The sequence below is a fragment of the Halobaculum sp. MBLA0147 genome (assembly GCF_041361345.1).
Taxonomy (GTDB): domain Archaea; phylum Halobacteriota; class Halobacteria; order Halobacteriales; family Haloferacaceae; genus JAHENP01.
In genome coordinates this window covers 1965249-1988775 of record NZ_JBGKAD010000001.1, presented here as the reverse complement: position 1 = coordinate 1988775, position 23527 = coordinate 1965249, and the positions used below count along the sequence as shown (strand labels likewise).

The following is a 23527-nucleotide window of genomic DNA, read 5'->3' as shown; positions in this document are numbered from 1 at the left end:
GATTCGTGCGGATACCTAGTGGTAACGAGAGTATTTTTGCCGTGGTCGAGAGAATACGGATGCCAGTCGAGTGGGTGGTCCGCGGATCAAGTGGAGTCGCTGGAGTCGAGACCGGCGGCCGCGGCGGCGTCGAGCAGCCCGCTCCCGGACTCGTTGCTGGCGAGGCCGATGTCCTCGGCTTCGGTCTTCAGTGTCGTCTCCACGTCGGAGACGCCGTCGGCGGCGAGCAGACCGGCGGCACCGGCGACGTGGGGACACGCCATCGACGTGCCGGAGAACTCCGTCGTCCCGCCGGGGACCGTCGAGAGCACGTTCTTCCCGGGCGCGGCGAGTTCGACCTCCGGCCCCGTCGAGGAGAAGTCCGCGAGGGTGTCACTCGACGTGGTCGCGGAGACGGCGATCACCTCGCTGTAGGCGGCCGGGAAGCCGACACAGTCCGTACACGGCCCGGAGTTCCCGGCCGCGGCGACGAGCGTGACCCCCTTGTCGGTGGCGTACTGGACGGCGTCCTTCAGCGCGGAGGAGCCGCTGGAGCCGCCGAGACTCAGACTCCCCACGTCCCAGCCCTGGTTGGCGGTGTACTCGATCCCCGCGGCGATGTCCGAGAACGTCCCCGAGCCGCCACAGTCCAGCACCTTCACCGCGTGGAGTGTCGCCTCCGTCGCGACGCCGACCACGTCGCGGGCGTTGTCGACGGCGTCGGCGGTGCCCGCACAGTGGGTGCCGTGGTCGTTGTCGTCGTCCCACGACTCGTTGCAGTCGTTGCTGTTGCCCGAGAACGCACAACTCCCCGTGAACCCGCCGGTGCCACACTCGACGAACGCCTTCCCGCTCCCGAGGTTCGCCTGCAGGTCCGGGTGGTCGGAGTCGATCCCGGTGTCGATGATCGCGATGTCGGCACCCTTGCCGGTGGTCCCGTTCGCTCGCGTCACGTCCGCGTCGACGCGGTCGATCCCGTACGGCTCCGTCTCACCGAGTGCCTGCATCGTCCCGTTCTCTTCCACGTACCGGATGTGTGGGTTGTTCTCCAACCCGTCGGCGGCCGCCTTCGGCATCCGCGCGGTGCCGGCGTCGAAGTCGAACTCCCGTACCACCTCGTCCGCCTTCCGGCGGAAGGCCCCCGCTCCACGGTCGTTCTCGAAGCCGACGTTCACTTCGACCTTCTCGCCCGGATTCGCGGAGGCGAGCCCCGACACGCCCGCCGCGCCGGCCGCCGCCCCGATCGTGCGCAGTGCGCCCCGTCGTGACACGTCACTGTCTGACATGCAAGTGTGCCTCTACCACGCAGGCACAAAAGATTTGCCGTATCTGATCGCAGGTTAGTTGCGTTCGTGTGAATCACTACTACTGGCGAGAGTATGTTTCGCAGAGACGCGAGGAAGTAGCGGGCGAGCGGTGTGAGTGGTCGGAGAGTGGCGGACGTGCAGTCGGGTGTCGCCGGGGCCCAGTGTGTGTAGTGGAGAACGCGGTCGGGAGCGAGGAGTCGTGGTGGAGCGAGCCCGCCGTCGGCAGCGGACGGCGAGGCCGTCGGTGTCGTCGGCGGGTTCGTCGGCGGGACGTGGACCGCGAGTTCGTCGGCGGGACGTGGACCGCGAGTTTGCCGGTGTGGACGCGACCCACCGGTTCGTCGGGCCGACGCACACGCCGCGGTGCGAGGTGTCGCGGTCAGTCGTCGTCGCTGCCCAGACCGGCGAGGCGGGCGACGGCGGCCCACAGCCGGGCACGGGCCCACAGCGGCAGGAGGTCGGCGACGGTCGCGAGGCGGGCGACGGGCCCGACGGGGTAGCGGGGTGCAGGGTCGGTCGAACTCGCGGCGGCGACGATCTGGTCGGCGACGGCCGTCGGCGGCACCGACAGCGGCCCGTCGCCGCCGACCGCACCGTAGTCTTCGAACAGCCGGTAGACGCCCTCGTAAGCGTCCGAGCGGTCGACGCCGTCCATCTCCGCCTCCGCGCGGTCGGTGAAGTTCGTCTCGACCGGGCCGGGTTCGACCTCCACCACGTCGACCCCGTACCCCGACACCTCGGCGCGCAGCGCCTGGTCCTGTGCCGACAGCGCCGCCTTCGTCCCGCTGTAGACCCCGCCGCCCGGGAACGGGAGCCGTGCGGCGACACTGGTCACGTCGATCACCGTGCCGTCCTCGCGGCGGCGCATCTCCGGCAACACGGCCCGCGTGAGGCGGTGCGGGCCGAACACGTTCACCTCGTACTGGTCGCGGACGGCCTCCGTGGGCACGTCCTCGACCGGGCCGAGTTGGCCGTAACCGGCGTTGTTCACCAGACAGTCGACCCGTCCCGTCTCGTCGATCATCCGCTCGACGACGCGGTCGACGTGTTCGTCGACGGTCACGTCCAACTGGTCGACACGACAGCCGTCGCGACCCCGGAACTCGTCGAGGTCGTCCGGATCGCGAGCGGTCGCGTACACCGTCCAGTCTTCCTCGAGGAACCGTTCGACGGTCGCACGGCCGATTCCAGAAGAGCTCCCCGTCACCAACACCGTCCGTTCCATGTCCGACCGGTGGAGGCGGTCGGTGTAAGGCGTGGCGGAACGCGGCCGGTCGTCACTCGACGGGTGAGACCGTCGCTACTCGACGACGTCGGCGTCTCCCGCCACTGGACCACGCGGGCGCCGCTCGGTGGTCACCGGGGTGTCTCCCGTCACTCGATCACGGCCGTCGCCCGCAAGAGCGCCTCGCGACCCCCCTCCGCGAGCCGGGTCCGGTACGTGTCGGCGAGGAACAGTCGCTGACGCGGGCGGCCGACCTCCACGGGGACGTTCTCCGTCTCGATCACGCCGTCGGCTTCGAGCCGGTTCTTGTGCCGAGAGAAGGAGGCACTGGAGGCGACGCCGCTCGCGTCGCCCCACCGGCAGAGGTCGTACAGCAGTCGCTCTCGCTCGGCGCCGACGACCAGCGCCGCAGGGACCGGGTGGAACGCCGTCGGATCGTCCAGCGACGCCGCGACGGCGACGGCCTCGTCGAACGCGTCCCGGAACGACTCGCCGAGGTGGTCCGGAGCCGTCGATCGGTACGCCTCGCGAGCGGGGGCGCGGAGTCCGTACACCTCTGCGTCGTCCCACAGCGCGGCACACCGATCCCGGAGGTGACCGAGGAACGCTCCCTCGTGGAACGGCGCCGACGCGGCGTGACTGTCGACGTGTAACAACGGCGCGGCGCCCCCCGGGCCGACGGCCAGCGGTGTCTCGCGGTCGCAGTCGTGACGACGAATCGCGAGTCGGTCTGCCTCGACTGCACTCTGCAACAGCGTCGCGTTCGGGAAGTGGTCGCGGAGCCACGACAGCGGGCCGGTCTGGGCGATCACGCGGAGCCGCGCCGGCACCGCCTCCTCGCGACACAGCGTCGCGAGTGCGTCGAGGTACACCCGCGGCGGGTCGAGCAGCGACACCGCTCCGTCGCCGTCGACGGCCGCCAGCGTCTCGCGGAGTGCAGTCGCCGGCTCGATCGTGTCGAGTGTGGGTCGCTCGTCTGGCATCCGTACCTCTCGATGGACGACACCGCGACAAAATTGGCCAGCATCTGGACAAGTGCAAAACCACTAGCACTAAATCGCACGGCGTGTAGGGACCGGTAGATGAACCTCCGTACGGAGCCGGATCGACTCGTCGCCATCGATCAGGCACGCCAGTCGGCAACGGTCGCGTTACGCCCCGACGAGGCCGACACCGACGACGTAGCGGCCGACGATCTGTACGCCGACCGGTCGTTGTCACTGCGGACGGACCGCACGACGGCGTACGACACGACGACGGCGACGACCGTCGAGACGGACTGGGTGTCGACACCACCCGTCGGTGTGACCGTCGTGGAACCGGCCTCGGGCACGCACACGCAGATCCGGCGCGAGGAGGCAGTCTCTGTCGGCCCGGACACGCTGGTGGTGCTCCGGACGCCCGTCCTGACGCTGCTCCGGCCGGCCGCCGAGGGGACGGTCCGGCGTGGCGAGCGTGTCGCGGTGACGTTCCCGGAGCCGACACGGATCGCGGTCGGCTTCCAGAGTACGGCGGACTTCGCCGAGCGGACGGTACGGGTCACGGAGACGGCGGACGGCGTCGCGGCGGGGATCACCGCCCTCGGGTGTGCGATCGAGACCACGTCGCCGGACCGGACGTGGCCGAACATCCGCTCACACCCGCCGGCACTCGCGTTCGTCGACGACGACCACGAGCAGACCGCGGCACAGTTCGAGACCCCGGACACGGCGATCGAGGTGGTCGTGCCACGGGAGGACGCACTCGCGTACCTGTTGCCGACGGCGCCGCTGGCGCACTACGTCGGCGCGACGGTGCGCGTCGAGTCGGGGGCGACAGCACGTCTCCGTGCCGGCTCGGTCGAGTGGGAGCTCGGCGAGACGCCGGTGGCGGCGGACCAGACGGCCTCGCGGCTGTTGCGGCGGACGTTCTACCTCGACTGTCTCGCACGGAGTGCGAGTCCGTACGGCGACGAACTCGCGAGTCACGACGTTCTCACCGACGCCGGGTTCCAGGCGGCGCAGTTGTACGACGCGAGTGTCGCGGAGCGCGTCCAGCAATACCTCGCGCTCGACGAGGAGACGGCCGAGCGGGTCGACGAGGCGCTGCCGGCGTGGCACCTCGGCGTCCACGTCCAGCCGTCCACGACGAACGCGTTGTCGTTGCCGCACCACCTCTCGCGGCTGGCGGACGTGTACTCGCCGGAGGCGGCGACGCTGGCGTCGATCGCCGAGCGGTACGAGTGGGGCGAACAGCGGCGCGTCCGCGGAGCGGCGGCGGAGGCGAGCGGCCCAGACATGTGGGTGAGTCCCGAACAGCGTGCCGCGACGGTCGGCTGGGAGGCACCACGGCGGGCGCTCGGTGCGTTCAACGTCTGTGGGACGCCGCGGCTCCACCCGTTGTCGGAGACGGAGCTGTCGATCACCGTCGTGCAGGCGACGCTGGACTACCCGGGCGAGTCGGTGGCCGACCACTACGAGGACCGCGACCTCCCGCTGTCCGTCTCCTTCCACCGCGGGATCGAGAGCGAGCAGTTGGCGTCGCTGATGGAGTCGTCGGGTGACCTGCTGCACGTGATCGGGCACCACGAGTCGAGTGCGGGGATCGAGTGTCAGGACGGGTTCTGCTCGCGGACGACGGTCGACGAGTGCGGGTGGGAGGCGTTCTTCCTGAACGCGTGTGGCTCGTACCAGTTCGCGGAGTGGCTGGTCGACCGCGGCGCCTCGGCGGGTGTGGCGACGACGCGGACGGTGTCGAACGACAGCGCGGCTCGTGTCGGCGTGAACTGGGGCCGACTCGTCTCCCTCGGGTGGAGTGTCGAGCGCGCCCTCTCGTTCGCGCGCCAGGTGGACGACCCGAGCGGCTACGTCGCCATCGGCGACGGGGCGTACCGACTGATGCAGTCGGACGCACCGGTTCCTGCAGAAGCGCGTGTCACGAAGTCGGGTGATGATCAGTGGGAAGTCGCACTCACCCACGATGGACCCAGACAGATGGGGATACAGTTCACGAACAGTCTCACTACGAATCCGTACCTCGGGTGCTCGACGGGAGAGTGGGAGGTACCTCGGGATGAACTCGAGGAGTTCCTGGATTCACGGGATAGTCCAGTTCTTCACGATGGGGATCTCCAGTGGGATATGGATCTTTGACCGGAGACGATGGTGGCGGTGTTCCGACGAGCGGTGTGAGTGGCGCGCGAGAAACGCGCGAGGGAGGAGCGAGCGAAGCGAGCGACGAGGCTGGGGAGGGTGAGGTGCTGTGCGGAGCGGTTTCGGGTGGGGCTGGAAGGGGCGATCCGCTCGCGTTCACTGTAGTCGTCTCGGCGACCCCTATCGCGCCGGACGGTGCCGAGAGGCGCGATATGTCGCCGAGCGACCGCGAGCGGATCGGGGCTTCCCGGTATCTCCGTCTCCCCGATGTACCATACCTGAAGACTACCGTGAGTCAGGGTAGAGGGGCCTAGCCGTCGTCGGGCTCGGTCGGGCCACCGTTTCCAGCCCCCGTGTCGAACGTCCCGACGTCCGTGGAGTCGCCGAGCGTCACGTCGCCCACGACCACACCACCGTCGAGTGCGGCAGCCGTGCCGGCACTGGCGAGGAACGCGGTCGTCACGAGCAGCGACACGACGAGACGCGGGCGTGTGGCGAGCGTCGTCTGGACGCGAGCGAACACGGAGCGCATACTCTGGCGTACGTCTCGCGGGATTTTACTCTTGTGTTTGGGCGGCGTCCGGGTAATAAGATAAGCAAGCTATATAAGCTGACGAATATTTGCTCTGTACGAGATGGATACTCACGCGGGAACACAGAAGGAACTGCTCGCAACGTTCCTTCGACGGGTGGACGAGCCGATCGTGACGCTGCCGTCGCGGGGGCTGGCGTACGACTGTGCCGAGGCGCTGGCGGAACGAGACGACCACGGGCCGGTGCAGGTGCTGCTGGGCGAGCACGTCGAGTCGGACCTGCGCTGGACGACGCGGGCGCGGCTGGCCGACGTGCAGGCGTCGGATCGGGGCGCGGTGCGCGTCGGGACGGTGACGGACATCGTCGTCGCGGGACGACGGCGGGTCGCCACGCTGGATCGCGGCGTTCGACCGTCGATCGGCTACGTCGGCCGCTGTGACGCCCGCGGCGTCTACGAGCGGCGGTGGGACGCCGCGGAGTCGGCGGCACTCGACACCTGCGGGTTGGAGACACTGTCGGCGGAGGTCGCGGACGCGTTCGGCCCGACGGCCGCCGAGGTGGCGACGGACGTCGTGTCGCGTCGTGCGCGTGGCGTTCCGGACCCCGTGTCGCTCCTCGTGTGGGTCGGCGCCGTGGCCGAGACGACCACCCAGCGCGTGATCGAGGTCGCCGACCGCCTCGGGGTGGCGAGTCGGCGGACGGTCCACCGACGCGTCGAGGAGTTCCAGTCCGAGGGGTTGGTGCAACCGGTGCCGACGGAGAGCGACGGGTTGGGACGGCCGGAGCGTCGTCTCCACGTCGCCGTTGAGTTGCCCGAGGAACAGCGGACGCCCGAGCCGTTGGTGTCCGCGCTGGCGCAGTGAGCAGGGATCAGAAGAGACTTAGAATCTGGCCCAACGGGCCGGCGTTGAACGTATCCTCGGCACGGTAGCCGTCGACATTAGCGTTGTAGTCGTAGTACTCGGGAACACTGTCGAGATGCATCTGGCGGTTCATGTGGTGGTCGGTGCCGGGGCCGAGAACACGGTACTCTTCAGGTGGCTCTTCACCACGAGCGAGGTACGAGTCTCGAATCTGACAGCGGAGGTGATAGTCGAGGAATTCGGGGAATTCGGCCCAGTCGAGGTCGATCACGACGTGTTCGAGCCGGCCGTCTGGATGCCGGTCCGGATACGGATCCTCTCCTTTCAGGAGTCGGTCGTCACCCTTTCCAGCGTAGTACATCACGTGGATGCCAGACGTAGCCTCAATCTCTGTCTCCGTCTCGTCGAGGTAAATATCGAGTTTGTACTCGCGGTACTCGTTCATCGCGGCACCACGAGGGACACGACCAGTCGCCGGCTGCGTGATGTCTCGGTCGTACTCCCCAGCGAGTTGACGGTAGTAATCCCAGAAGTGCTCACGAAGCTCGTTTTCCTCGCACATCGAGACCAGATCTTGAATCTGTTCAAGACGTTCCGTGTCTAGATACCACGGGACCGTATTGTGCTCACGGTGCTGTGCGACGTACCACTTCGCGTAGTCACGAGCACTGTCGACACTCTCGTTTGCTGTTGCATCTCTTTCAGTTGCATCGTCTGGATACGCATTTTGTTCGTGATACACTACCTCACCGTCGTGGAGGAGTGTGAGCTTGTGAACGGCACCGTCGTTGTCGGTTACCTTGACGCCGATCGCGTCGTTCTCTTCTTTCGCTATTTTCGCTTCCATTTGGATCACCACACCCCCCCGGGATCATCATCAGAGTCAGTATCGTTGCTCCTGTACTGTTCAGCCTCAGACTTGAGTCCGAGGATTTCCAGCACCTGTTCACGGTTGGTGTAGATAGCCTGAAGCGCGGCACCGCTGAGCGCGCCGAGCACGCCACCGAACGGAACGGGAGACTCCTTTCCGAGTTCGGTTGCGCCCATCTTGATCGCTTCACCGGTGCCGGCGTTGCCCATCTTCTCGAAGATGCCGCCTTCGACGGCGACCGACAACTCCTCGACACGAGTCGCGATTTCCCGTTGATTCTCGGCGAGCGCGTTTAGACGTTCGTTCACGCCAGACGCGTCTCCGAGTGACTGAGTGTCGAGGCTCGTCTCGTCGGCGCCGACGCCGCTGATCATATCCAGTGCCGACGACAACCGACCTCTGATCGATCGCTGAATATGAACGTCGGAGTCAGAGAGATTCTGGATGCCGAGCTTTCCGCCACTCATCACACGCTGTGCGGTCTCCTCGGCTTCGCGTTCCAACTCGGGATCGAGATCGATCTCCAGTTGCACGTCCTCTTCGGGGAGCATCGAGAGATCGCCACCGATCTGTCGCGACCCTCCACGGCATCCAACTGCCATCGTGTACCCACAGTTATCGCTACAGGAAAAGTAACTACGGATCAGTTGTACGAACGGAGAGGGTGTATTCCACGTCAGTTAGTGACGAGACCCCTCGATCAGATCGTGTCCAGCACGTCGGGATCGTCGTAGCGTGGGTACATGTCGAGGAACCGGTAGGCGACGACGGACTCGAGTCGGCCGCTCCCGATCACGCGGAACTGTTCGGGTGGTTCCAGCCCCATTCGGACGTAGCTGTCACGGATCTGGCACTTGAGGTGGTGGTCGACGAACGCGCGGAACTGCTCGAAGTCACCCGGATCGACTGGCGCGAGCTCGAGTGTGGCGTCCGGTTCGCGGTCGAGTGGGTCGGTCTCGGGGCCCAGCACTTCGTAGTCGCCGCCGTCGATGTAACTCGCGTACAGCGGTGAGACGGCGTCGACGTACGTCTCTCCCGAGAGGTCTACGTCGCGGTCGACGAGCGTCTCGCGGAGGTCGTCGGTGAACGCCTCCCAGCGGTCGAGGACGCTCTGTGACTGGTGGTCGACCGCGTGATCGTCGTTCGAGAGGTCGACATCGTGGGTCGCAGCGATGTCCTCGGCGACGGCGGAGACCTCGGAGTCGAGGAGATCGACACCGAGGTAGATGTCCGTCCGGTACAGCATGTGGTCCGCACCGGGTGCCTCACGCGGGATCGACATCGCCCGCGGCGTGTCGTCGTGGTAGCTCGCCATCTGCTGGTAGAGATCACCGAGCAGGTCGCGAGCACGCTCGTCCGAGAGGTTCTGGAGGGCCGTCCGGACGGCGTCGAGGCGCTCCGGATGGTACTGCGGATGGGCCGTGTCGTATCCGCGTTCCTTGTAGACGTAGTAGCGGGCGAAACGACGTGTTCCACTGAACCGTTCGTTGTCCTCGTCGGTGCGATCAGTCGGTGCTTCGGCGTACCCATCCGAGACGTGATGCTTGATTTCGCCATCGAACTCCATCTCGATGACGTGCTCTTTACCGGCGTTATCTCGTAGATTTACACCGACTCTCTCATCATTCTCTCCAGTTATGACTGCCTTCATTAGACATTGCCTCCTTCGCCCACACCTTGTGTATCGCGCGTCTGGTAGTCGCTACCAAAGATGGATTTGAGTTTCTCTTCGATGAGTTGGTCGAGGTAGCTCCTCGTATCGTCGACCTGCTGGTTGACGGCGGCAGTGGCGTCGTCGAAGTTCCGTTCGTAGACGGCACCGGCTGCTCCACCGAGTGCACCACCGACGACGGTGCCGACAGCCTGCCCTGCGACTGTGCCGACACCGGGCGCGAGAGCAGTCCCGATCACACCGCCAGCCACACCACCGAGGGCACCCATCGTTCCTTTGCCTGCCTCGACACCGAGTTTCTTGTCGGCACGGTCAGGTGCCTGGAGTTCGTTCACGTCACGACGAGGATTCGTACTTGTGCTCTCGCCACCCTCACTTCTACAGGTCGAAGACGGTTCGTGCGCTCTATACATAGGTCTAGAATAGGTTCAGAATCTGGCCGAACGGGCCAGCGTTGAACGTGTCTTCGGCACGGTAGCCGTCGACACTGGCGTTGTAGTCGTGGTAGTCGGGTAAGTGATCACGTGTCATGTACCGGACCATCGCGTGATCCGTCCCAGGTCCGAGCACACGGTACTCTTCAGGTGGCTCCTCGCCGCGAGCGAGGTACGAATCACGAATCTGACAGCGGAGGTGGTAGTCGAGGAATTCGGGAAAGTCGGGCCAGTCGAGGTCGATCACCACGTGTTCGAGTCTGCCGTCCGGCCGACGGTCGGGGTACGGGTCTTCGCCCTCGACCAGTCGACTGTCGTTCACGTCGGCGTAGTACATAGTGTGGATACCGGATGTGGCCTCGACAGTCGCTCCGGACTCGTCGAGATACACGTCCAACTTGTACTCGCGATACTCGTTCATCGCAGCGCCGTGTGGCACTGCGTCGGTGACCGGCTGCGTAATCGTCGAGTCGTACTCTCCTGCCAACTGTCGGTAGTAGTGACCGAACAACTCCTCTAACTCCTCGGAGGACTGACTGATCGCCTGCCTCACGCGTGTCAGTCGATCAGTATCGAGGTACCACGGAACAGTGTCGTAGTCGCGGTGTTGCGCCACGTACCACTTGGCGTAGTCTCGAGCCCGATCGACACACTCGTTCCCCTCGTGGTCACGTTCCGCTGGATCGTCAGGATACCCATCTTGGTCGTGGAATTCGATGTTTCCATCGAACTCGATTTCTAACCAGTGTTCGACATCGTTGTTGTCCGTTACGTACAGTCCGACCCGCTCGTCATTTTCCCCAGTTATATTAGCACGCATTCTATTTCCCAAGTTCGTCGGCCTGAGAGCTACCGTCACCGGTCAGTTGTCCACGCTCGTCGACACTGTCGGCTTTGATACCAAGAGCCTCGAGTACCTGCTCACGGTTGTTGTAGATTGCCTGTAGAGCGGCACCAGACAGTGACCCGAGGAACTCTCCGAACGGGAGGCCGGACTGCTTTCCAGCCTGTGTCATCCCGATCTTGATGGCTTCACCCGTACCGGCGTCCGCCATCTTCTCGAAAATGCCACCCTCAACGGCCATCGACAGCTCTTCGACACGGTTCGCAATCTCCTGTTGATTCTCGGTGAGAGCGTACAAGCGCTCCTCCACTCCAGACGTGTCCCCGACCTGTCGGACATCCAACTTCGTCTCGTCAGACCCGACGCCACTGATCCCATCGAGCAGAGACGAGGCTTTCCCTCTGATCGACCGCTGAACGTGTACCTCGGAGTCCGAGAGTTTCTGGATGCCGAGTTTCCCGCCGGCCATCACACGCTGGGCGGTTTCTTCGGCCTCTCGCTCCAACTCGGGATCGGGATCGATCTCCAGTTGTACATTCTCCTCCGGGAGCATCGAGAGATCGCCACCGGTCTGCTGGCGGACGTGCGCCAACTCGTGAGCCAGGACGTGCTGTCCCTCCGCGGACTCGGGGTCGTACTCGCCAGCGCCGAAGGCGACGTGATTCCCGACGGTGAACGCTCGCGCATTGATTTGCTCTGCTGCCGCAGCAGCTTTCGGCCCGGTGTGAATCCGTACGTCACCCAACGAGTCGCCCATTCGCTCCTCCACAGCGCGCTGGATCGAGGTGTCCAGCGGCCGACCGGGGGAGGAGATCACCTCACGCACGGAGTCGGGAACGCCAGCCTCCCCGTCGGGACCGCGGCGTCGGTCTCTGTTGACTTTGCCGGTGTTGTCCATCCGGGAGAGACGGTTGAAGTGTTCGATGTCCCAGGGGACGGGCGTCCCTTTCCGGTCGCGGAACCGCTGCATCTTGGTCTTGTGCCCCATCGCGGCGATGGGCATGCCCTCGTCGATCCATCGCAGAACCTGCCCACCGTACCCCTTCTCTAGCCGCTGGAGTTCTTGAAGCTCGTCGACGCTCGAGATCTCCCGGCCGTAGTACTCCTCGATGTCTTCTTTGGTCGTCGGGCCGACCGTAGTCGGGCCTACGTCGGCGCGCGACGGCCACCGTTGCGGGCCGTCGCTCTCCTCGGACTGTCCACTGTCCGTCTCGGTCACCTTCCCTCGATCACGTAGTGCCTGGTGTCCCATCGTCTCCGTTGCTCGACACACCTCTCTCGCTCCGTATAACTGTTGTCCCATCATATATTGGGTATGGTTGATCGGAACTACTACAGAACCAGGCCGATATGGGTGCAACGACCCACCGATGTCCTACGAGTCGAGCCACGCTCACCTGTTGGACGAACTCGACCGCCTCCGCGTCGCGCTCGAACACTACGTCACCGACGGGCGGTCCGAGTCACACACCCTCGACGAGACCACCGATGGGCCCGTCGACGACCTCACCGCACTCTCGATGGCCGTTCCCGACGACGTCCGGGACCGACTCGGTACACGTCGCGAGACGATCTCCGAGGAGCGTGCAGCCACCGAGGACGTGACCCTCCGACTCGAACTCCTACAGAAGCGGTTCGACCTCTCGCGGAACCACCTCGACGTTCTGTTGTTGGCCGTCGCACCCGAAGTCGACGACGAGTTCGGGGAGTTGTACGCGACCACGCACGAGGCGCGGGCGGTCCCGAACCCGACCGTCCAGTTCGTCGAGTCGTTGTTCGGCGTCGACGAACAGGACAGCCTCACGGCCTTCGGCTTGGTGGACACCGACTCGCCACTCCGTCGCCACGGACTGGTGGAGGTCACCCCGACCACAGACAAACCGGGTGGCGACCGGTACCGTGTCGTGGAACCCTCGGACAGAGTCAGGAGCTACCTGAAGGGAACGGGTGGGTTCGATCGGGGACTTGCCGACACGGCACGGGTCGTGACGGCGGAGACGGTCGTCGACGAGCTCCGTCTCGACGCGTCGACCACCGAGCGGGTGGAGCGTCTCCGCACGACACCGGACAGCGAGAGTCGCGTCTACTACTTCCACGGATCGGCAGGCTCGGAGAAGCGGCGTGCAGTGGAGGCCCTGGTTGACGGTGAGCTCCTCCGTGGTGATCTCGACCGACTACTCGACGAGGGACTCTTGGAGCGGTTCCGTCGTGAGGCGTTGTTACAGGACTGCCCCGTTCACCTTCGGAACGTCTCCGCAGCCACGTCAGACCCGGGGGACGCGACGCCGGCGGACGTACCGGACCCCGAGGAGCGCCCGACCGTGGAGGACGTACTCGACACACTCGCGGCACTGGAACGCGACGTGTACCTCACTGGCGAAGAGTCGTGGACGCCCACGTCGGGGCGACGCGACACCGCGTACACCCTCGTCGAGTTCTCAGACCCGTCGTTCGAGATTCGCCGCGACATCTGGGAGGGGTACCGCGACGACCTCGCTGCCGAGGTGGACCCGACGACACTGGCGAGTACGTTCGAACTCACACAGGGGCAGATCGACGACGCGGTCACCACCGCACGGGCGCTCGCCGACGATCCAGACGAACCCCTCTCGTTGGAGACGATCCGCGAAGGCTGTACCGCACAGTCTGCGGAAGGACTCGAGGATCTGGCGGAGAAGATCGAGCCAGACGCCGACTGGGACGAGGTCGTCCTCACCCGTGACACCGAAGCGGAACTGCGCGAAGTCGCGGCGCGAGTCCGCCATCGCGGCACGGTGTACGAACAGTGGGGCTTCGAAGAGCGCTTCTCGCGTGGGACGGGTGTCGTCGCGCTGTTCGCTGGTCCCTCCGGAACGGGAAAGACGCTCTCGGCGGAGGTGATCGCCGCCGACGCCGGCATGGATCTGTACAAGATCGACCTCTCCAGCGTCGTCAGCAAGTACATCGGCGAGACGGAGGAGAACCTCGAGCGCATCTTCGACGCCGCACGCGACTCCAACGCGATTCTGTTGTTCGACGAGGCGGACGCCGTCTTCGGGCAGCGGGCGGGTGTGAGTGACGCCACCGACCGCTACGCGAACGTCGAAGTGAACTACCTCCTGCAGCGGATCGAGAGCTACGACGGCGTGGTGCTGCTCACGACGAACAACGAGTCGCACATGGACGACGCCTTCGTGCGCCGCATCCATCAGACGGTCCAGTTCGAGCGCCCGCAGGAACGGGAACGACAACGGATCTGGCGGGTGATGTTCCCCGAGGACACGCCGACGGAGGGGATCGACTACGATCTGTTGTCGCAGTTCGACATGCCGGGCGGGAACATCCGCAACGTCGCCCAGACAGCCGCGGTCCTCGCCGCGGACGACGATGGGGTCGTCCGGATGAAACACGTCGTCCGCGCCACCGAACGCGAACTGAACAAGATCGGGAAGTTACTCAACCCGCCCGACTTCGGCGAGTACCGTCGCTACCTCCGGAGTACCAGCGACTCCGAGCCGCCGGCCGAGGAGGAGAGAGACGACGAGCCAGTCGACGACGCGGCGACACGCGAGTCGGTCACCCGGAAACTCGGGGGAGACCCGTCGGCAGGCCAGGACGAGTCGGACGAGAACGGTGCGATCCCGTCGGACGGCACGACGAGTGATGATCGGGCGACGGGTGACGAGCGAGCCACGGGGAACGACCGGCGAAACGGCTCGAAGGCCGACAACATGGGCGTCCAGACCGTGACAGAGACGGTCGAGACGGACGAGTGGGCCAAACGGTACCAAGACGACGAGGACGGCGAGAACCGGCCGTCACCGGAGAACGTCGTGATGGGGTTCTTCGACGACCTGCTCGACGGCGACCGCCGAGGAGCTCACGACCGGTTCCACTCCGAGGGATACGCTGATCGGTTCTCCGACCGTGACGCGGCGATGCTGCGGGATCGCCACCGCGGGCTCTCCTCGTTCGAACGGATCGTCGACACCGACCGCCGTGTCGTGCTCCGCTTCGATCAGCGATTCCCGGACCAGTCGGTGACACTGGAGTACGAACTCCGGACGGAACGCGGCCAGTGGCGCATCTTCGACTACGGCCGTGCCGGGAAGCGGTGACGCTCGGTCTGGTTCTCCACCGTCCACGAGTCGGTCGCAGGGTCGGGCACGGCAGTGGCCGACGACGGTCCGATACACACCCGTCGTCGAACTCGACAGACAGAGCGAAGACCGTGAACCGCCTCGGGGGCAAGTCGTTCGAGACTCCTCGGTTCTCGTGATCCCGAACACCTCTGACTTTCGGACGACCCCGAGGCACTCGGCCTGCCCCGCCTGTAGACGAGCCGTGCGACACGTCGAGTAGAGTGGGTGATCACCGTCGCGTCCGCAGTCGACCCCGACTCACCGCCGCGACAGGAGCCCGGCAGCGAGGAGCGTGGCAATCAGTCCGGCGAGCAGGCCGACGCCGGGTGTCTCGACGGCGATCCGCTGGGGCGTCCTCGTGTCGGTGCTCGTCGCCGCGTCGGTCGGTGACGGCGACGCAGAACGGGTCGCGGAGCGCTCCGTCTCGGTCGGTGTCGGGGACGGCGTCGGCGTCGCCGCGGCGACGAGCGGGGTGTGTCGGATGTCGCCCGTAGGGAACCGTCCCTCGTCGTCGTCCACACGACCGTCGCCGTCCGCGTCGAACACGAGTCCAACGTCGACGGGCTCGCCGACGGCCGCGAGGCTGGCGTTCGCGACGAGTCGCCGGTCGACCGCCTCGCCGGCCGGGACGACGGCCGTCGCCACGGTACCGCTCTCGTTCCGGAGGACGAACAGCGCCTGCTCCGGTGCACGGACGCGTGCGGAGACGACGAGCCGCGATTCTCCGTCGACCGGGGTGATCCGAGCGGTCAGGTTCCGGACGAACGGGGGCCGGTCGTCGAGGATCGTGTGGGTCCGGAGTGTGAGTCCCTCGTGTGAGATGCGCAGCGTGACGCGGTCGGTGCGGTTCGTCGGGACCGCGAGCGTCGCCTCGGCGACCGAGACCTGGTCGCCGCCGCGACGAGTGGTGACGCGCCGCCGATCGTAGACGGTTCCGTTCGGACCGACAGTCGCGAGGACGGCTGGGGTTCCGGGCAGGAGGTAGGTGTCGACGGACACCGAGAGTCGCCGTGGGAGCGGATCCAGGTGGGTGTAGGGCGGGTCGTTCAGTGTCCGATTGTCCGCGGACAACCGAACGTCGGGCACTGAGAGACCGAACTCGAGTCGTTTCGTGGCTGCTCCACCGTTCGTCGTGGGCGGGTCGACGACGAGGTCATAGTCCCCCCAGAGTCCACTCAGCACCTCCCCGTCGTGTGTTGCCACGCGAGCGGCGTTGGACAGGTTGACCGCGACGTACACCGTGTCGTTTCGCTCGTCGACGGCGACCTGTGTGTTCGACTCGTTCAGTCCGAGTTCACTTACCATGATCTCCGGAGCGAGGACTTTGTCGACGGCGAACTCGAACGCCGTGCGGTTGCGTGCCTCGAAGAAGCGATCCGTCGGCGTCCGTCCGTCGGCGGTGGTGACCGCGCGCACCGTCGCCGCCGACTCGACCCGGACGAGCAGCGTGTTGTCGGTCGGAACGGAGTCGTCGACTCGTACCGCGTCGGCCCGAATCTCACGCGCGACTCGCTCGCTCTCGTTCAGCGACGAGAACGCCGCCCCGTCGGCTCGGTACACGTCCACCGACACGTTCCCCTCGGCGGTCGGTGTCGGCGTCTCTCCCGTCTCGGCGGTGGCCGGGACGACGGCGCCGCCGAGGAGACCACTCGACAACAGTAGTGCCGTCGTCACGGCGACGACTGCCGGGTTCACACCTCGCGCGACGACGACTCGACGCAAGTACTTTGTGGACGTATCCGAGCTGGTGTTTCTCTACGGTGTGAGATTGTATCGGGCCGGATCGCCGACAAGTTCGAGGACGACCCCACTCGACTCAGAACGCGCGCAGGTCCTCGAGCACGGCCGCGGCGTCGCCGTCTGCGATGGCGGCGCGAGCGCGCTCCAACCCGGTGTCGAGCGAGCCGGCGTCCCCGCGGGCGTAGATCCGGAAGGCGGCGTTGAGCGCGACGGCGTCCGCGAAGTGGTCCTCGCGCTCGCCGGTGACGACCGCCTCGGTGATCGCCGCGGAGTCGGCGGCCACGTCGTCGACCTCCAGGTCCCCCTCCTCGAAGTCCATCCCGTACTCCGGCGTCTCGATCTCGTAGTCGTCGAACGTCGACTCGTCGCTCGTCGCGCCGGCCGACTCCCACTCGGCGACCTTCGTGTACCCCGGGCGGATGTCGTCGTACCCCTCCATCCCCTGGAACATGATGACGCGGTCGAGGTCGTGGTACTGGCTCGTCTCGAACGTCTCGACGATCTTCTTCGCGAACGCCAGGTGGTAGAAGGAGCCGAGGTGGACGCTCGCGTCGGCGGGGTTCGCCAGCGTCTCGATCGTGTTGACGAACGTCCGGACACCCATCGTGTCGCGGCGCTCCCACAGCTCGTGGACCGCGGGGTTGAACGCCGGCTGGTAGTAGAAGCCGAAGCCGGTGTCGTCGACCATGTCGGCGGACTCGCTCGGCTCCAACTCCGTCCGGACGCCGAGTTCGTCGAGGACGTGTTTGTAGCTGTCCTGCTTCTGTGTCGGCACGCGGTCGCCGGAGTGGGCGACCACCGGCGTCCCGGCACCGGCGGCGACGATCCCGGCCGCCGCGCCGAGGATCGCCGTGTCACCCTTCCCGTCGTAGTTGGCGCCACAGTCGACCGGGTCGGCGTCGGGCGCGACCGACTCCACCCGACTGCACATCTCGTCGGTGTACGCCGCCAACTCCTCGGGGTCGTTCCGCTTCCAACGGTTCGCGAGCCAGAACGCACCCAGCGTCGTGTGGTCGGGCTCGCCGGCGAAGATTCGCCGGATCGCCTCCGTCGCCTGCGCGCGGTCCATGTCGTCGGCGGACTTCGGCCCGGAGCCACACACCTCCGTCATCAGTCGCTGCAGCGGCCAGTCGCCGAACCCCTCGTCGCTCGTCTCTGTCGCCTTCGCCATACACGCAGTTGGGCGTGACACCCGAAAAACCGCCCGGTCGCTCCGGCTCGCCGGGAACGACGAGCGGCGGGTCGCAGCCGGTGGGTGACCGGAACTGTGCGGCGGCTCGTGGCGAGTGACGAGGTCGTGACGCGCGACGAGTCACGCACGACGAGCCGTCCCCCGCGATCACCCATCGCCCGTCGCCGTCGCGGTGCCGTTCGGTGTCGGTGTCCCGCTCGGCGACGGCGTCGCGGTCGGTGTCGGCGACGGCGTCGGTGTCTGCGTCGCCCGCTCGCCGCTCACGAGGAACTCGAAGAGGTACGCGAGGAACGCCTCGTTGGCGCCGACGTTGTAGCGAGCGGTGTCCAACACCGTCGCGTCGCCGACGGCGATCACGTTGCCGGTGCGCATCGCCAACGGGAGCTGACCCGTCACGTCGCGCCCCGAACTCCGCGAGCCGGGGGCGGCGCGCAACACCGGCTGGCCGCCGTCGAGTGCAACCACGCGCGCGGCGGTGTACAGCGACACCGGCCCCTCGACGTCGCTCGCCGGGCCGGCGGGCGAGGCCCGTGGGTTCTTGAAGTTCCCGTCGTTGCGGTCGACGTTGTACACGTAGCTCGTCCGGACGGACAGTCCGTAGGCGGCCGTCAGCCGGCTCACTTCGCTCCGTTCGCGGACGATACTCGTCGACCGGAAGTTGGCCTGGACGGAGACGGTCGTCGGCTCCGCGAACAGGAGGAGGCGGCCGCCGTCGGCGGTGAACGACTCTACCGCCGCGACCTCCTCCTCGTCGAACTCCGTCCCCGGATCGACGACGACGTAGCCGACGGCGTCGTCCAGCGCCGTCGCGAGGTCACCCTCCGTGCCGTCGTACACCTCCACGTCGTAGCCGGCTCGGACCAGCGCCTCTCGCATCGGCTGGAGCCGTTCGGGTTCCAGCGCGTTCGCGTGGCTGTCGTCGATCACCACGGTGCCGCTCCCGTCCGTGTCGAGTCGGAGGCCACCGCGAGCCGGCACCGCCGTCACGACCACCTCGTCGGTGTCGTACTCGCTGACGTTCAACTCCGTCGTCCCCGTCGGCGTCGGCGGTTCGGCCGGCTCGGCCAACAGCGCCGGCACCGCACCCAACCCGACGGCGACACCGACCGCGACCACGAGTGCGAGGGCCAGCCGTGGCGCGTACACTCGGAGCGATCCGCGTGCGTCGCTCACGACCACTCACCCCCCGCGAGAGCGGCGGCCGGTGTCGGTGTGGTCGGCGAGGGCGGGGTGCCCGGTGCGGTCGACTCGTTCGTCGGCGTCGCGCCGCCCGCCGGACTCGCGGTGGTGTTCCCGCGCGTCGCCCCGGCGTCGTCACCGGTCGCGGACTGCCGTGCTGCACGCGCCGAGACGGTACGGTCCGTCCCGTCGAGGTACAGTCCGGAGACCATCAGGAACGTCGGGCCGCCGGTGTCGTTGCCCAGCAGGTAGTCGTCGTCGACGACGTGCCGGTCGTCGCTCGTGCTGGCGAGGTACGCCGCCCGCGAGAGGAACCGCGTCGTCCCGTTGCCCGGACGGAGTTGCCGGACGCGGTAGCGGTCCAACTCCGCCGCGGCGGCCGCTCGGCGCACCGCAGTCGTGCGGTCGCCGATCTCGTCGGCCAGCCCGTTCTCGACCGCTTGCCCGCCGGAGTACACCCGCGCCTGTTCGACCTGTGCGCGGCTCAACTGGATCTCGTCGCTCCGGTGGCTGAACACCGCACTGAGGAACGCGCGCTGGAGCGACTCCAACACGTAGAGGAACTCGCGGGTGTCGCTGCCGGAGAGTTTGTTCGGGCCGCTGGCCCCGACGATGTCGTTCGGCTCGACCTGCTGGGGCAGTTGTGCGAGGACGCCGATGCTCCCGACCGTCGAGGCCGGCTTGACCACGATGCGGTCGGCGGGCGCGGCGGCGTAGTACGCGCCGGAGGCCGCCGCGGCGTCGACACTCGCGATCACCGGCATCTCCGCGGCGGTGCGGCGCACACCGAAGTAGAGTCGCTCGCTGGCCGCCGCGGAGCCGCCGCCGCTGTTGACCACCAACACCACCGCCTCGACGGAGTCGTCGTCTCGTGCCCGTTCCAGCGCCGTCGTCACCCGTTCGGCCGTCTCGCCGTCGATGGTCCCCGCGAGTGTGATCACCGCGACGGTGCCGTCCGACGCCGGACGGGACGGCGCCGAGCCGTCGGACAACCCGGCGGCGAGGAACGGCGCCGCGATCACACCCACGACGACCCCGACGGCGACGTACACCGCGTACGACCGCAGCGCACGACGGAGCCAGCTCCTGTTTCTGGTTCCCACGGTACACAGTGACTCGCACCCCAGCCTCAAAAGTGGGTCGGCGTCGTCGGCCAGTGGAAGGCTAGCGGGAGAGGTGTGTCCGCCGACGGAGACTCCGCTCGTCTCCCGGCGGGTCGGACGAGGCGAAAGCGGTAGGTGTCTCGCTCGCCTGTCGTCGGTAATGAGTACCCAGGAGGCCGACTGGCGGGCGGGCCTCGACGAGACGGACGCCGCCCTCATCGACGACTACCAGAGTGACTTTCCGGTGGCCGAGGAGCCGTTCCGGCTCGTCGCCGACGCCCTCGGGACGACGGAGGCGGACGTGCTCGACCGCGTGGAACGACTCCGCGAGACGGGCGTCTTCCGGCGGTTCGGCGCGGTGCTCAACCCGCCGGTGATCGGCTCGTCCACGCTGGCGGCCGTCGCCGCCCCCGAGGACCGCTTCGACGCGGTCGCGGAGACGATCAACGACTACCGGCAGGTGAACCACAACTACCGCCGCGACCACGAGTGGAACATGTGGTTCGTCGTCACTGCCGCCTCGCGAGAACGGCGCGACGAGATCCTGGCCGAGATCGAGGCCGAGACCGGCTGTACCGTGTTGAACCTCCCGATGCTGACGGACTACTACATCGACCTGGAGTTTCCGGTCGTCAACGACGACGCCTTCGCCCGCGAGTCCGTCGCGGAGACGGACGCCAGCGCGACGCGGATCTCCGAGTCAGCGACGGGGGACCTCTCGGAGTTGGAGGCGGAACTGCTCGTCGAGATCCAGGACGGATTCCCGCTCACGCGGACACCGTACCGCGACGTGGCTGCCACGCTCGACGCGCCGGTCGACGACGTGCTCGCGGCCGTCGAGCGACTCCGCGCGGACAACTGCATCAAGCGCATCGGCTGTGTCGTCAACCACGTCGTCACGGGGTTCCGGAACAACTGCATGGTCGTCTGGGACGTCCCCGACGACCGGCTCGACGAGGTGGGCGAACGCGTCGGGGAACTGCCGTACGTCACGCTGTGTTACAACCGCCCGCGCCGCCCGGATCTCGACTGGGAGTACAACCTGTTCACGATGGTCCACGGGCGCGAGGCCGACGCCGTCGACGCGAAGATCGACGAACTCGCCGCCGACTACCTCCCGTTCGACCACGAACGGCTCTACTCGACGGCGACGCTGAAACAGACCGGCGCGCGCTACGACGAACTGGTCTGAACACCGCACGTGGCGTTCTGGAACGACCCCGAGACGTTCCGCCCGGAGCGGTGGCTGGACGGTCGCGACGACACCGAGAGTGGCGTGGAGACGGAACTCACCGACGCCGGTCGTCCGACTGTCGCGTACGCGCCGTACGGCGCCGGGCCACGGAATCGCCTCGGCCGTCGGATGGCAGATCGCGTGCTTCGGACTGCGGTCGCCTCGATCTGCAGTCGCTATCGACTCACACCGGGTGACGATCTCGTCGTTTCCGGCGGGCCGACGCTCACCCTGGACGGTGGACTATCTATCGGGGTGCACGACACGCCTGTGTTCACGGGGTGACGTGGTCGCTCACCCGGTGAGAAATAGTGTCCGCTCCCCGAGACGGAGACCGTGGCATCCGAAGACAACCAGAACCGGACTGTCGACCGACGGGCGTACTTGGCGGCGCTCGGGACGGCTGTCGGAACTGCTGGCTGCGGTGGGCAGAGTGACACCAGTGCGGGTGACGGTGACGACACGGGAGACGGCGGGGCAGCCGACGACGACACGCCAGCCGACACGACCGTGTCGGGGCCGGCAACGTTCCGAGTCGACCTCACCGGACCAGACGACGCGGTCGTGGACGAGCAGTTCACGCTCGAACTGACCGTTCGAAACGTCGGCGGAGAACCTGGTGAGTACAGTGACTCCGTCGCCGTCTCGGAGGGACCAGAACGGGCCGAAGAGAACGTGAGAACGGGTACGCTAGACCCGGGAGAGTCGACCACGGTAGAGATTTCTTTCTCACTCGGACTCGCGGACGACTACCAGTTCGTCGCTCGGGGTGGTGACGAGACGGCATCGACACGTGTCGCCGTCGGCCCAGTGACCGCCGCAGTCGGAGAGACGCTCACCGTCCGTGAGGGTCTCGATGCGACGATCAGTGGTGTCACGTACGAGACTGCTCTGCAGTACACGATCTCCGGTGGCTACGGAAGTTCGGATCGTCCTGGGTTGTACGCCCCTGGCGGTGATCGGGTTCTCGCCGTCGTCGACTTCGAGTTGGAGAACACGACGACGAACGCGGTCACGTTCGGAGAGAATCTCGGTGTCTCCGACGGATCGGTCTTGACGACCTATCCGAGTGGGGAACTGAGCGCGACTACGAGTCGGGACGGTGCCCCGCTCGCGGGTGCGACCCGTATTCGGGCAGGTCAACGGCTCCAGCGGTGGCTCCCAGTTCAGGTTCCACGATTTGCCGTCGAAGATGGAATCGAACTCGGGTGGCAGCGTGACACCGACCAGACGACCCCGGAACGGATGTGGCAGTTGGAACCCAGCGACCTCCCAGCGTTCACCGTGGCGGAGTGGACACTACCCGAAGAGGCCGATCCGGGAACGACCGAGTACACGGTCAGAGTCACGAACGAGGGCGACGCTGACGGCCGGTTCCACGCTGCCGTCGAACGGCGCTCACCCGACGCGAGTGACTGGACGACGATCGAAGTGATCGACGCCGCCATTCCCAGTGGTGCGGATCACACCTTCGAACTCTCTGTCGAGTGGCCGTACACGACTCCCCGCGAGTTCCGCCTCCGACCGGCCGCCACGCGACGAACCGTCGAGTTCACCCCACCGTCGTTGGCCGTCGGGGACCCGCTACCGGTTCCCTTCGGCGCCGTGACCGTCACGGACGCCGTGTCGACCGACAGTGTCGAGATTGCGGCGTACGGAGACAACACTGTGCTCACACCCGACCGAGGACAGTTCGTTCTGATCGAGGTGGAGTACCTGAACGAGGTCGGAACTGACGCGAGTCTTCCCGGTCCCGGTGGGGATACCGTGCAGTTCACGGCTGCCGGTGAGACGTACGACAAGTACAATCCCGGCGGCGGCGGTGACCCAGAGAAGTACGTCCGTCCGGTCGAAGGGCGTGAGTTGAACTACACCCGGATGGTGTACAACGGCCCGTTCGACACTGGGGAGTCCAAGCGTGGCTGGGCGCTGTTCGACGTACCCGACGACGTCGACCGTAGCGAGATGTCGTTCACGTTCCGAAACACCGCCGGGTCGCTCCCGACCGAGGGGACGTGGCAACTGGGCTGAGTCGTCACTCGGACCGTCCCCGTCGGTGAACCGATCGTCGCCGCCGTGCTCCGACCTTTTTTGTCGT

General features: G+C 66.6%; 20 protein-coding genes. 6 read left to right on the top strand and 14 right to left on the bottom strand.

Annotated elements, in window-relative coordinates; all coding sequences use genetic code 11:
* Window positions 1–86: 86 nt before the first annotated feature.
* The 3 genes from RYH80_RS09440 to RYH80_RS09430 form a co-directional block, all read right to left on the bottom strand.
* On the bottom strand, window positions 87–1265 hold the full coding sequence (locus tag RYH80_RS09440) for a S8 family peptidase (RefSeq protein ID WP_370903617.1): 1179 nt from the start codon (window positions 1263–1265) through the stop codon (window positions 87–89).
* A 400-nt stretch (window positions 1266–1665) separates the two neighbouring features.
* Window positions 1666–2511 (bottom strand): SDR family oxidoreductase, encoded by an 846-nt coding sequence (locus tag RYH80_RS09435; protein WP_370903616.1) that lies wholly within the window; start codon window positions 2509–2511, stop codon window positions 1666–1668.
* A gap of 149 nt (window positions 2512–2660) precedes the next feature.
* Window positions 2661–3494 carry a transcriptional regulator TbsP domain-containing protein gene (locus RYH80_RS09430; protein WP_370903615.1) on the bottom strand — a complete coding sequence of 278 codons (834 nt, stop codon included), beginning with the start codon at window positions 3492–3494 and terminating at the stop codon, window positions 2661–2663.
* A gap of 99 nt (window positions 3495–3593) precedes the next feature.
* On the opposite strand from RYH80_RS09430, the gene RYH80_RS09425 reads away from it, so the two are divergent.
* Entirely contained in the window at window positions 3594–5642 is a 2049-nt protein-coding gene (locus RYH80_RS09425) for a hypothetical protein (RefSeq protein WP_370903614.1), read from the top strand.
* A gap of 310 nt (window positions 5643–5952) precedes the next feature.
* Here the strand turns inward: RYH80_RS09425 and RYH80_RS09420 are convergent, their stop codons facing one another.
* On the bottom strand, window positions 5953–6174 hold the full coding sequence (locus RYH80_RS09420; RefSeq protein ID WP_370903613.1) for a hypothetical protein: 222 nt from the start codon (window positions 6172–6174) through the stop codon (window positions 5953–5955).
* Between the two features lie 103 nt (window positions 6175–6277).
* Between RYH80_RS09420 and RYH80_RS09415 the strand changes: the two genes are divergently transcribed.
* Complete coding sequence (locus tag RYH80_RS09415) at window positions 6278–7039, top strand: transcriptional regulator TbsP domain-containing protein (protein ID WP_370903612.1); 762 nt, start codon at window positions 6278–6280, stop codon at window positions 7037–7039.
* Window positions 7040–7046: 7 nt separating this feature from the next.
* Here the strand turns inward: RYH80_RS09415 and RYH80_RS09410 are convergent, their stop codons facing one another.
* From RYH80_RS09410 to RYH80_RS09385, 6 genes are all read right to left on the bottom strand, one after another.
* The gene (locus tag RYH80_RS09410; RefSeq protein ID WP_370903610.1) at window positions 7047–7886 is read right to left on the bottom strand and encodes a DUF7958 family protein; all 840 of its coding nucleotides are present in this window, start codon (window positions 7884–7886) and stop codon (window positions 7047–7049) included.
* Window positions 7887–7891: 5 nt separating this feature from the next.
* A complete protein-coding gene (locus tag RYH80_RS09405) occupies window positions 7892–8461 on the bottom strand; it encodes a DUF4157 domain-containing protein (RefSeq protein ID WP_370903609.1) in 570 nt (189 codons plus the stop codon).
* Window positions 8462–8610: 149 nt separating this feature from the next.
* Window positions 8611–9561 carry a DUF7958 family protein gene (locus RYH80_RS09400; RefSeq protein ID WP_489753326.1) on the bottom strand — a complete coding sequence of 317 codons (951 nt, stop codon included), beginning with the start codon at window positions 9559–9561 and terminating at the stop codon, window positions 8611–8613.
* Window positions 9561–9917: a hypothetical protein gene (locus tag RYH80_RS09395; RefSeq protein ID WP_370903607.1), complete on the bottom strand. Its 357-nt coding sequence runs from the start codon at window positions 9915–9917 to the stop codon at window positions 9561–9563. The genes RYH80_RS09400 and RYH80_RS09395 overlap by 1 nt, the downstream gene beginning before the upstream one ends.
* Window positions 9918–9999: 82 nt before the next feature.
* A complete protein-coding gene (locus tag RYH80_RS09390; RefSeq protein ID WP_489753325.1) occupies window positions 10000–10836 on the bottom strand; it encodes a DUF7958 family protein in 837 nt (278 codons plus the stop codon).
* A gap of 1 nt (window position 10837) precedes the next feature.
* Window positions 10838–12133 (bottom strand): eCIS core domain-containing protein, encoded by a 1296-nt coding sequence (locus tag RYH80_RS09385; protein WP_370903605.1) that lies wholly within the window; start codon window positions 12131–12133, stop codon window positions 10838–10840.
* Between the two features lie 97 nt (window positions 12134–12230).
* Between RYH80_RS09385 and RYH80_RS09380 the strand changes: the two genes are divergently transcribed.
* Window positions 12231–14957 (top strand): ATP-binding protein, encoded by a 2727-nt coding sequence (locus tag RYH80_RS09380; RefSeq protein ID WP_370903603.1) that lies wholly within the window; start codon window positions 12231–12233, stop codon window positions 14955–14957.
* Window positions 14958–15239: 282 nt separating this feature from the next.
* Here RYH80_RS09380 and RYH80_RS09375 read toward each other — a convergent pair whose 3' ends face one another.
* From RYH80_RS09375 to RYH80_RS09360, 4 genes are all read right to left on the bottom strand, one after another.
* Window positions 15240–16676 (bottom strand): hypothetical protein, encoded by a 1437-nt coding sequence (locus tag RYH80_RS09375; RefSeq protein ID WP_370903602.1) that lies wholly within the window; start codon window positions 16674–16676, stop codon window positions 15240–15242.
* Window positions 16677–16797: 121 nt separating this feature from the next.
* The gene (locus RYH80_RS09370; RefSeq protein ID WP_370903601.1) at window positions 16798–17892 is read right to left on the bottom strand and encodes an anthranilate phosphoribosyltransferase; all 1095 of its coding nucleotides are present in this window, start codon (window positions 17890–17892) and stop codon (window positions 16798–16800) included.
* A gap of 168 nt (window positions 17893–18060) precedes the next feature.
* A complete protein-coding gene (locus tag RYH80_RS09365) occupies window positions 18061–19086 on the bottom strand; it encodes a DUF4350 domain-containing protein (protein ID WP_370903600.1) in 1026 nt (341 codons plus the stop codon).
* Window positions 19083–20195, bottom strand: a complete 1113-nt coding sequence (locus RYH80_RS09360) for a S49 family peptidase (protein ID WP_370903599.1) — start codon at window positions 20193–20195, stop codon at window positions 19083–19085. The genes RYH80_RS09365 and RYH80_RS09360 overlap by 4 nt, the downstream gene beginning before the upstream one ends.
* Window positions 20196–20355: 160 nt before the next feature.
* On the opposite strand from RYH80_RS09360, the gene ahbB reads away from it, so the two are divergent.
* From ahbB to RYH80_RS09345, 3 genes are read left to right on the top strand one after another with little or no spacing between them, the layout of a single operon-like run.
* On the top strand, window positions 20356–21387 hold the full coding sequence (gene ahbB / locus RYH80_RS09355) for a siroheme decarboxylase subunit beta (RefSeq protein ID WP_370903598.1): 1032 nt from the start codon (window positions 20356–20358) through the stop codon (window positions 21385–21387).
* Window positions 21388–21396: 9 nt separating this feature from the next.
* A complete protein-coding gene (locus RYH80_RS09350) occupies window positions 21397–21714 on the top strand; it encodes a cytochrome P450 (protein ID WP_370903597.1) in 318 nt (105 codons plus the stop codon).
* 51 nt (window positions 21715–21765) lie between these two features.
* Window positions 21766–23460: a hypothetical protein gene (locus tag RYH80_RS09345; protein ID WP_370903595.1), complete on the top strand. Its 1695-nt coding sequence runs from the start codon at window positions 21766–21768 to the stop codon at window positions 23458–23460.
* Window positions 23461–23527 lie beyond the last annotated feature (67 nt).

Excerpts from the sequence above, each read along its gene's own strand:
- RYH80_RS09440 (WP_370903617.1), bottom strand. The coding sequence starts at position 1,265 with ATGTCAGACAGTGACGTGTCACGACGGGGCGCACTGCGCACGATCGGG.
- RYH80_RS09435 (WP_370903616.1), bottom strand. The coding sequence starts at position 2,511 with ATGGAACGGACGGTGTTGGTGACGGGGAGCTCTTCTGGAATCGGCCGT.
- RYH80_RS09430 (WP_370903615.1), bottom strand. The coding sequence starts at position 3,494 with ATGCCAGACGAGCGACCCACACTCGACACGATCGAGCCGGCGACTGCA.
- RYH80_RS09425 (WP_370903614.1), top strand. The coding sequence starts at position 3,594 with ATGAACCTCCGTACGGAGCCGGATCGACTCGTCGCCATCGATCAGGCA.
- RYH80_RS09420 (WP_370903613.1), bottom strand. The coding sequence starts at position 6,174 with ATGCGCTCCGTGTTCGCTCGCGTCCAGACGACGCTCGCCACACGCCCG.
- RYH80_RS09415 (WP_370903612.1), top strand. The coding sequence starts at position 6,278 with ATGGATACTCACGCGGGAACACAGAAGGAACTGCTCGCAACGTTCCTT.
- RYH80_RS09410 (WP_370903610.1), bottom strand. The coding sequence starts at position 7,886 with ATGGAAGCGAAAATAGCGAAAGAAGAGAACGACGCGATCGGCGTCAAG.
- RYH80_RS09405 (WP_370903609.1), bottom strand. The coding sequence starts at position 8,461 with ATGCTCCCCGAAGAGGACGTGCAACTGGAGATCGATCTCGATCCCGAG.
- RYH80_RS09400 (WP_489753326.1), bottom strand. The coding sequence starts at position 9,561 with ATGAAGGCAGTCATAACTGGAGAGAATGATGAGAGAGTCGGTGTAAAT.
- RYH80_RS09390 (WP_489753325.1), bottom strand. The coding sequence starts at position 10,836 with ATGCGTGCTAATATAACTGGGGAAAATGACGAGCGGGTCGGACTGTAC.
- RYH80_RS09380 (WP_370903603.1), top strand. The coding sequence starts at position 12,231 with ATGTCCTACGAGTCGAGCCACGCTCACCTGTTGGACGAACTCGACCGC.
- RYH80_RS09370 (WP_370903601.1), bottom strand. The coding sequence starts at position 17,892 with ATGGCGAAGGCGACAGAGACGAGCGACGAGGGGTTCGGCGACTGGCCG.
- ahbB (WP_370903598.1), top strand. The coding sequence starts at position 20,356 with ATGAGTACCCAGGAGGCCGACTGGCGGGCGGGCCTCGACGAGACGGAC.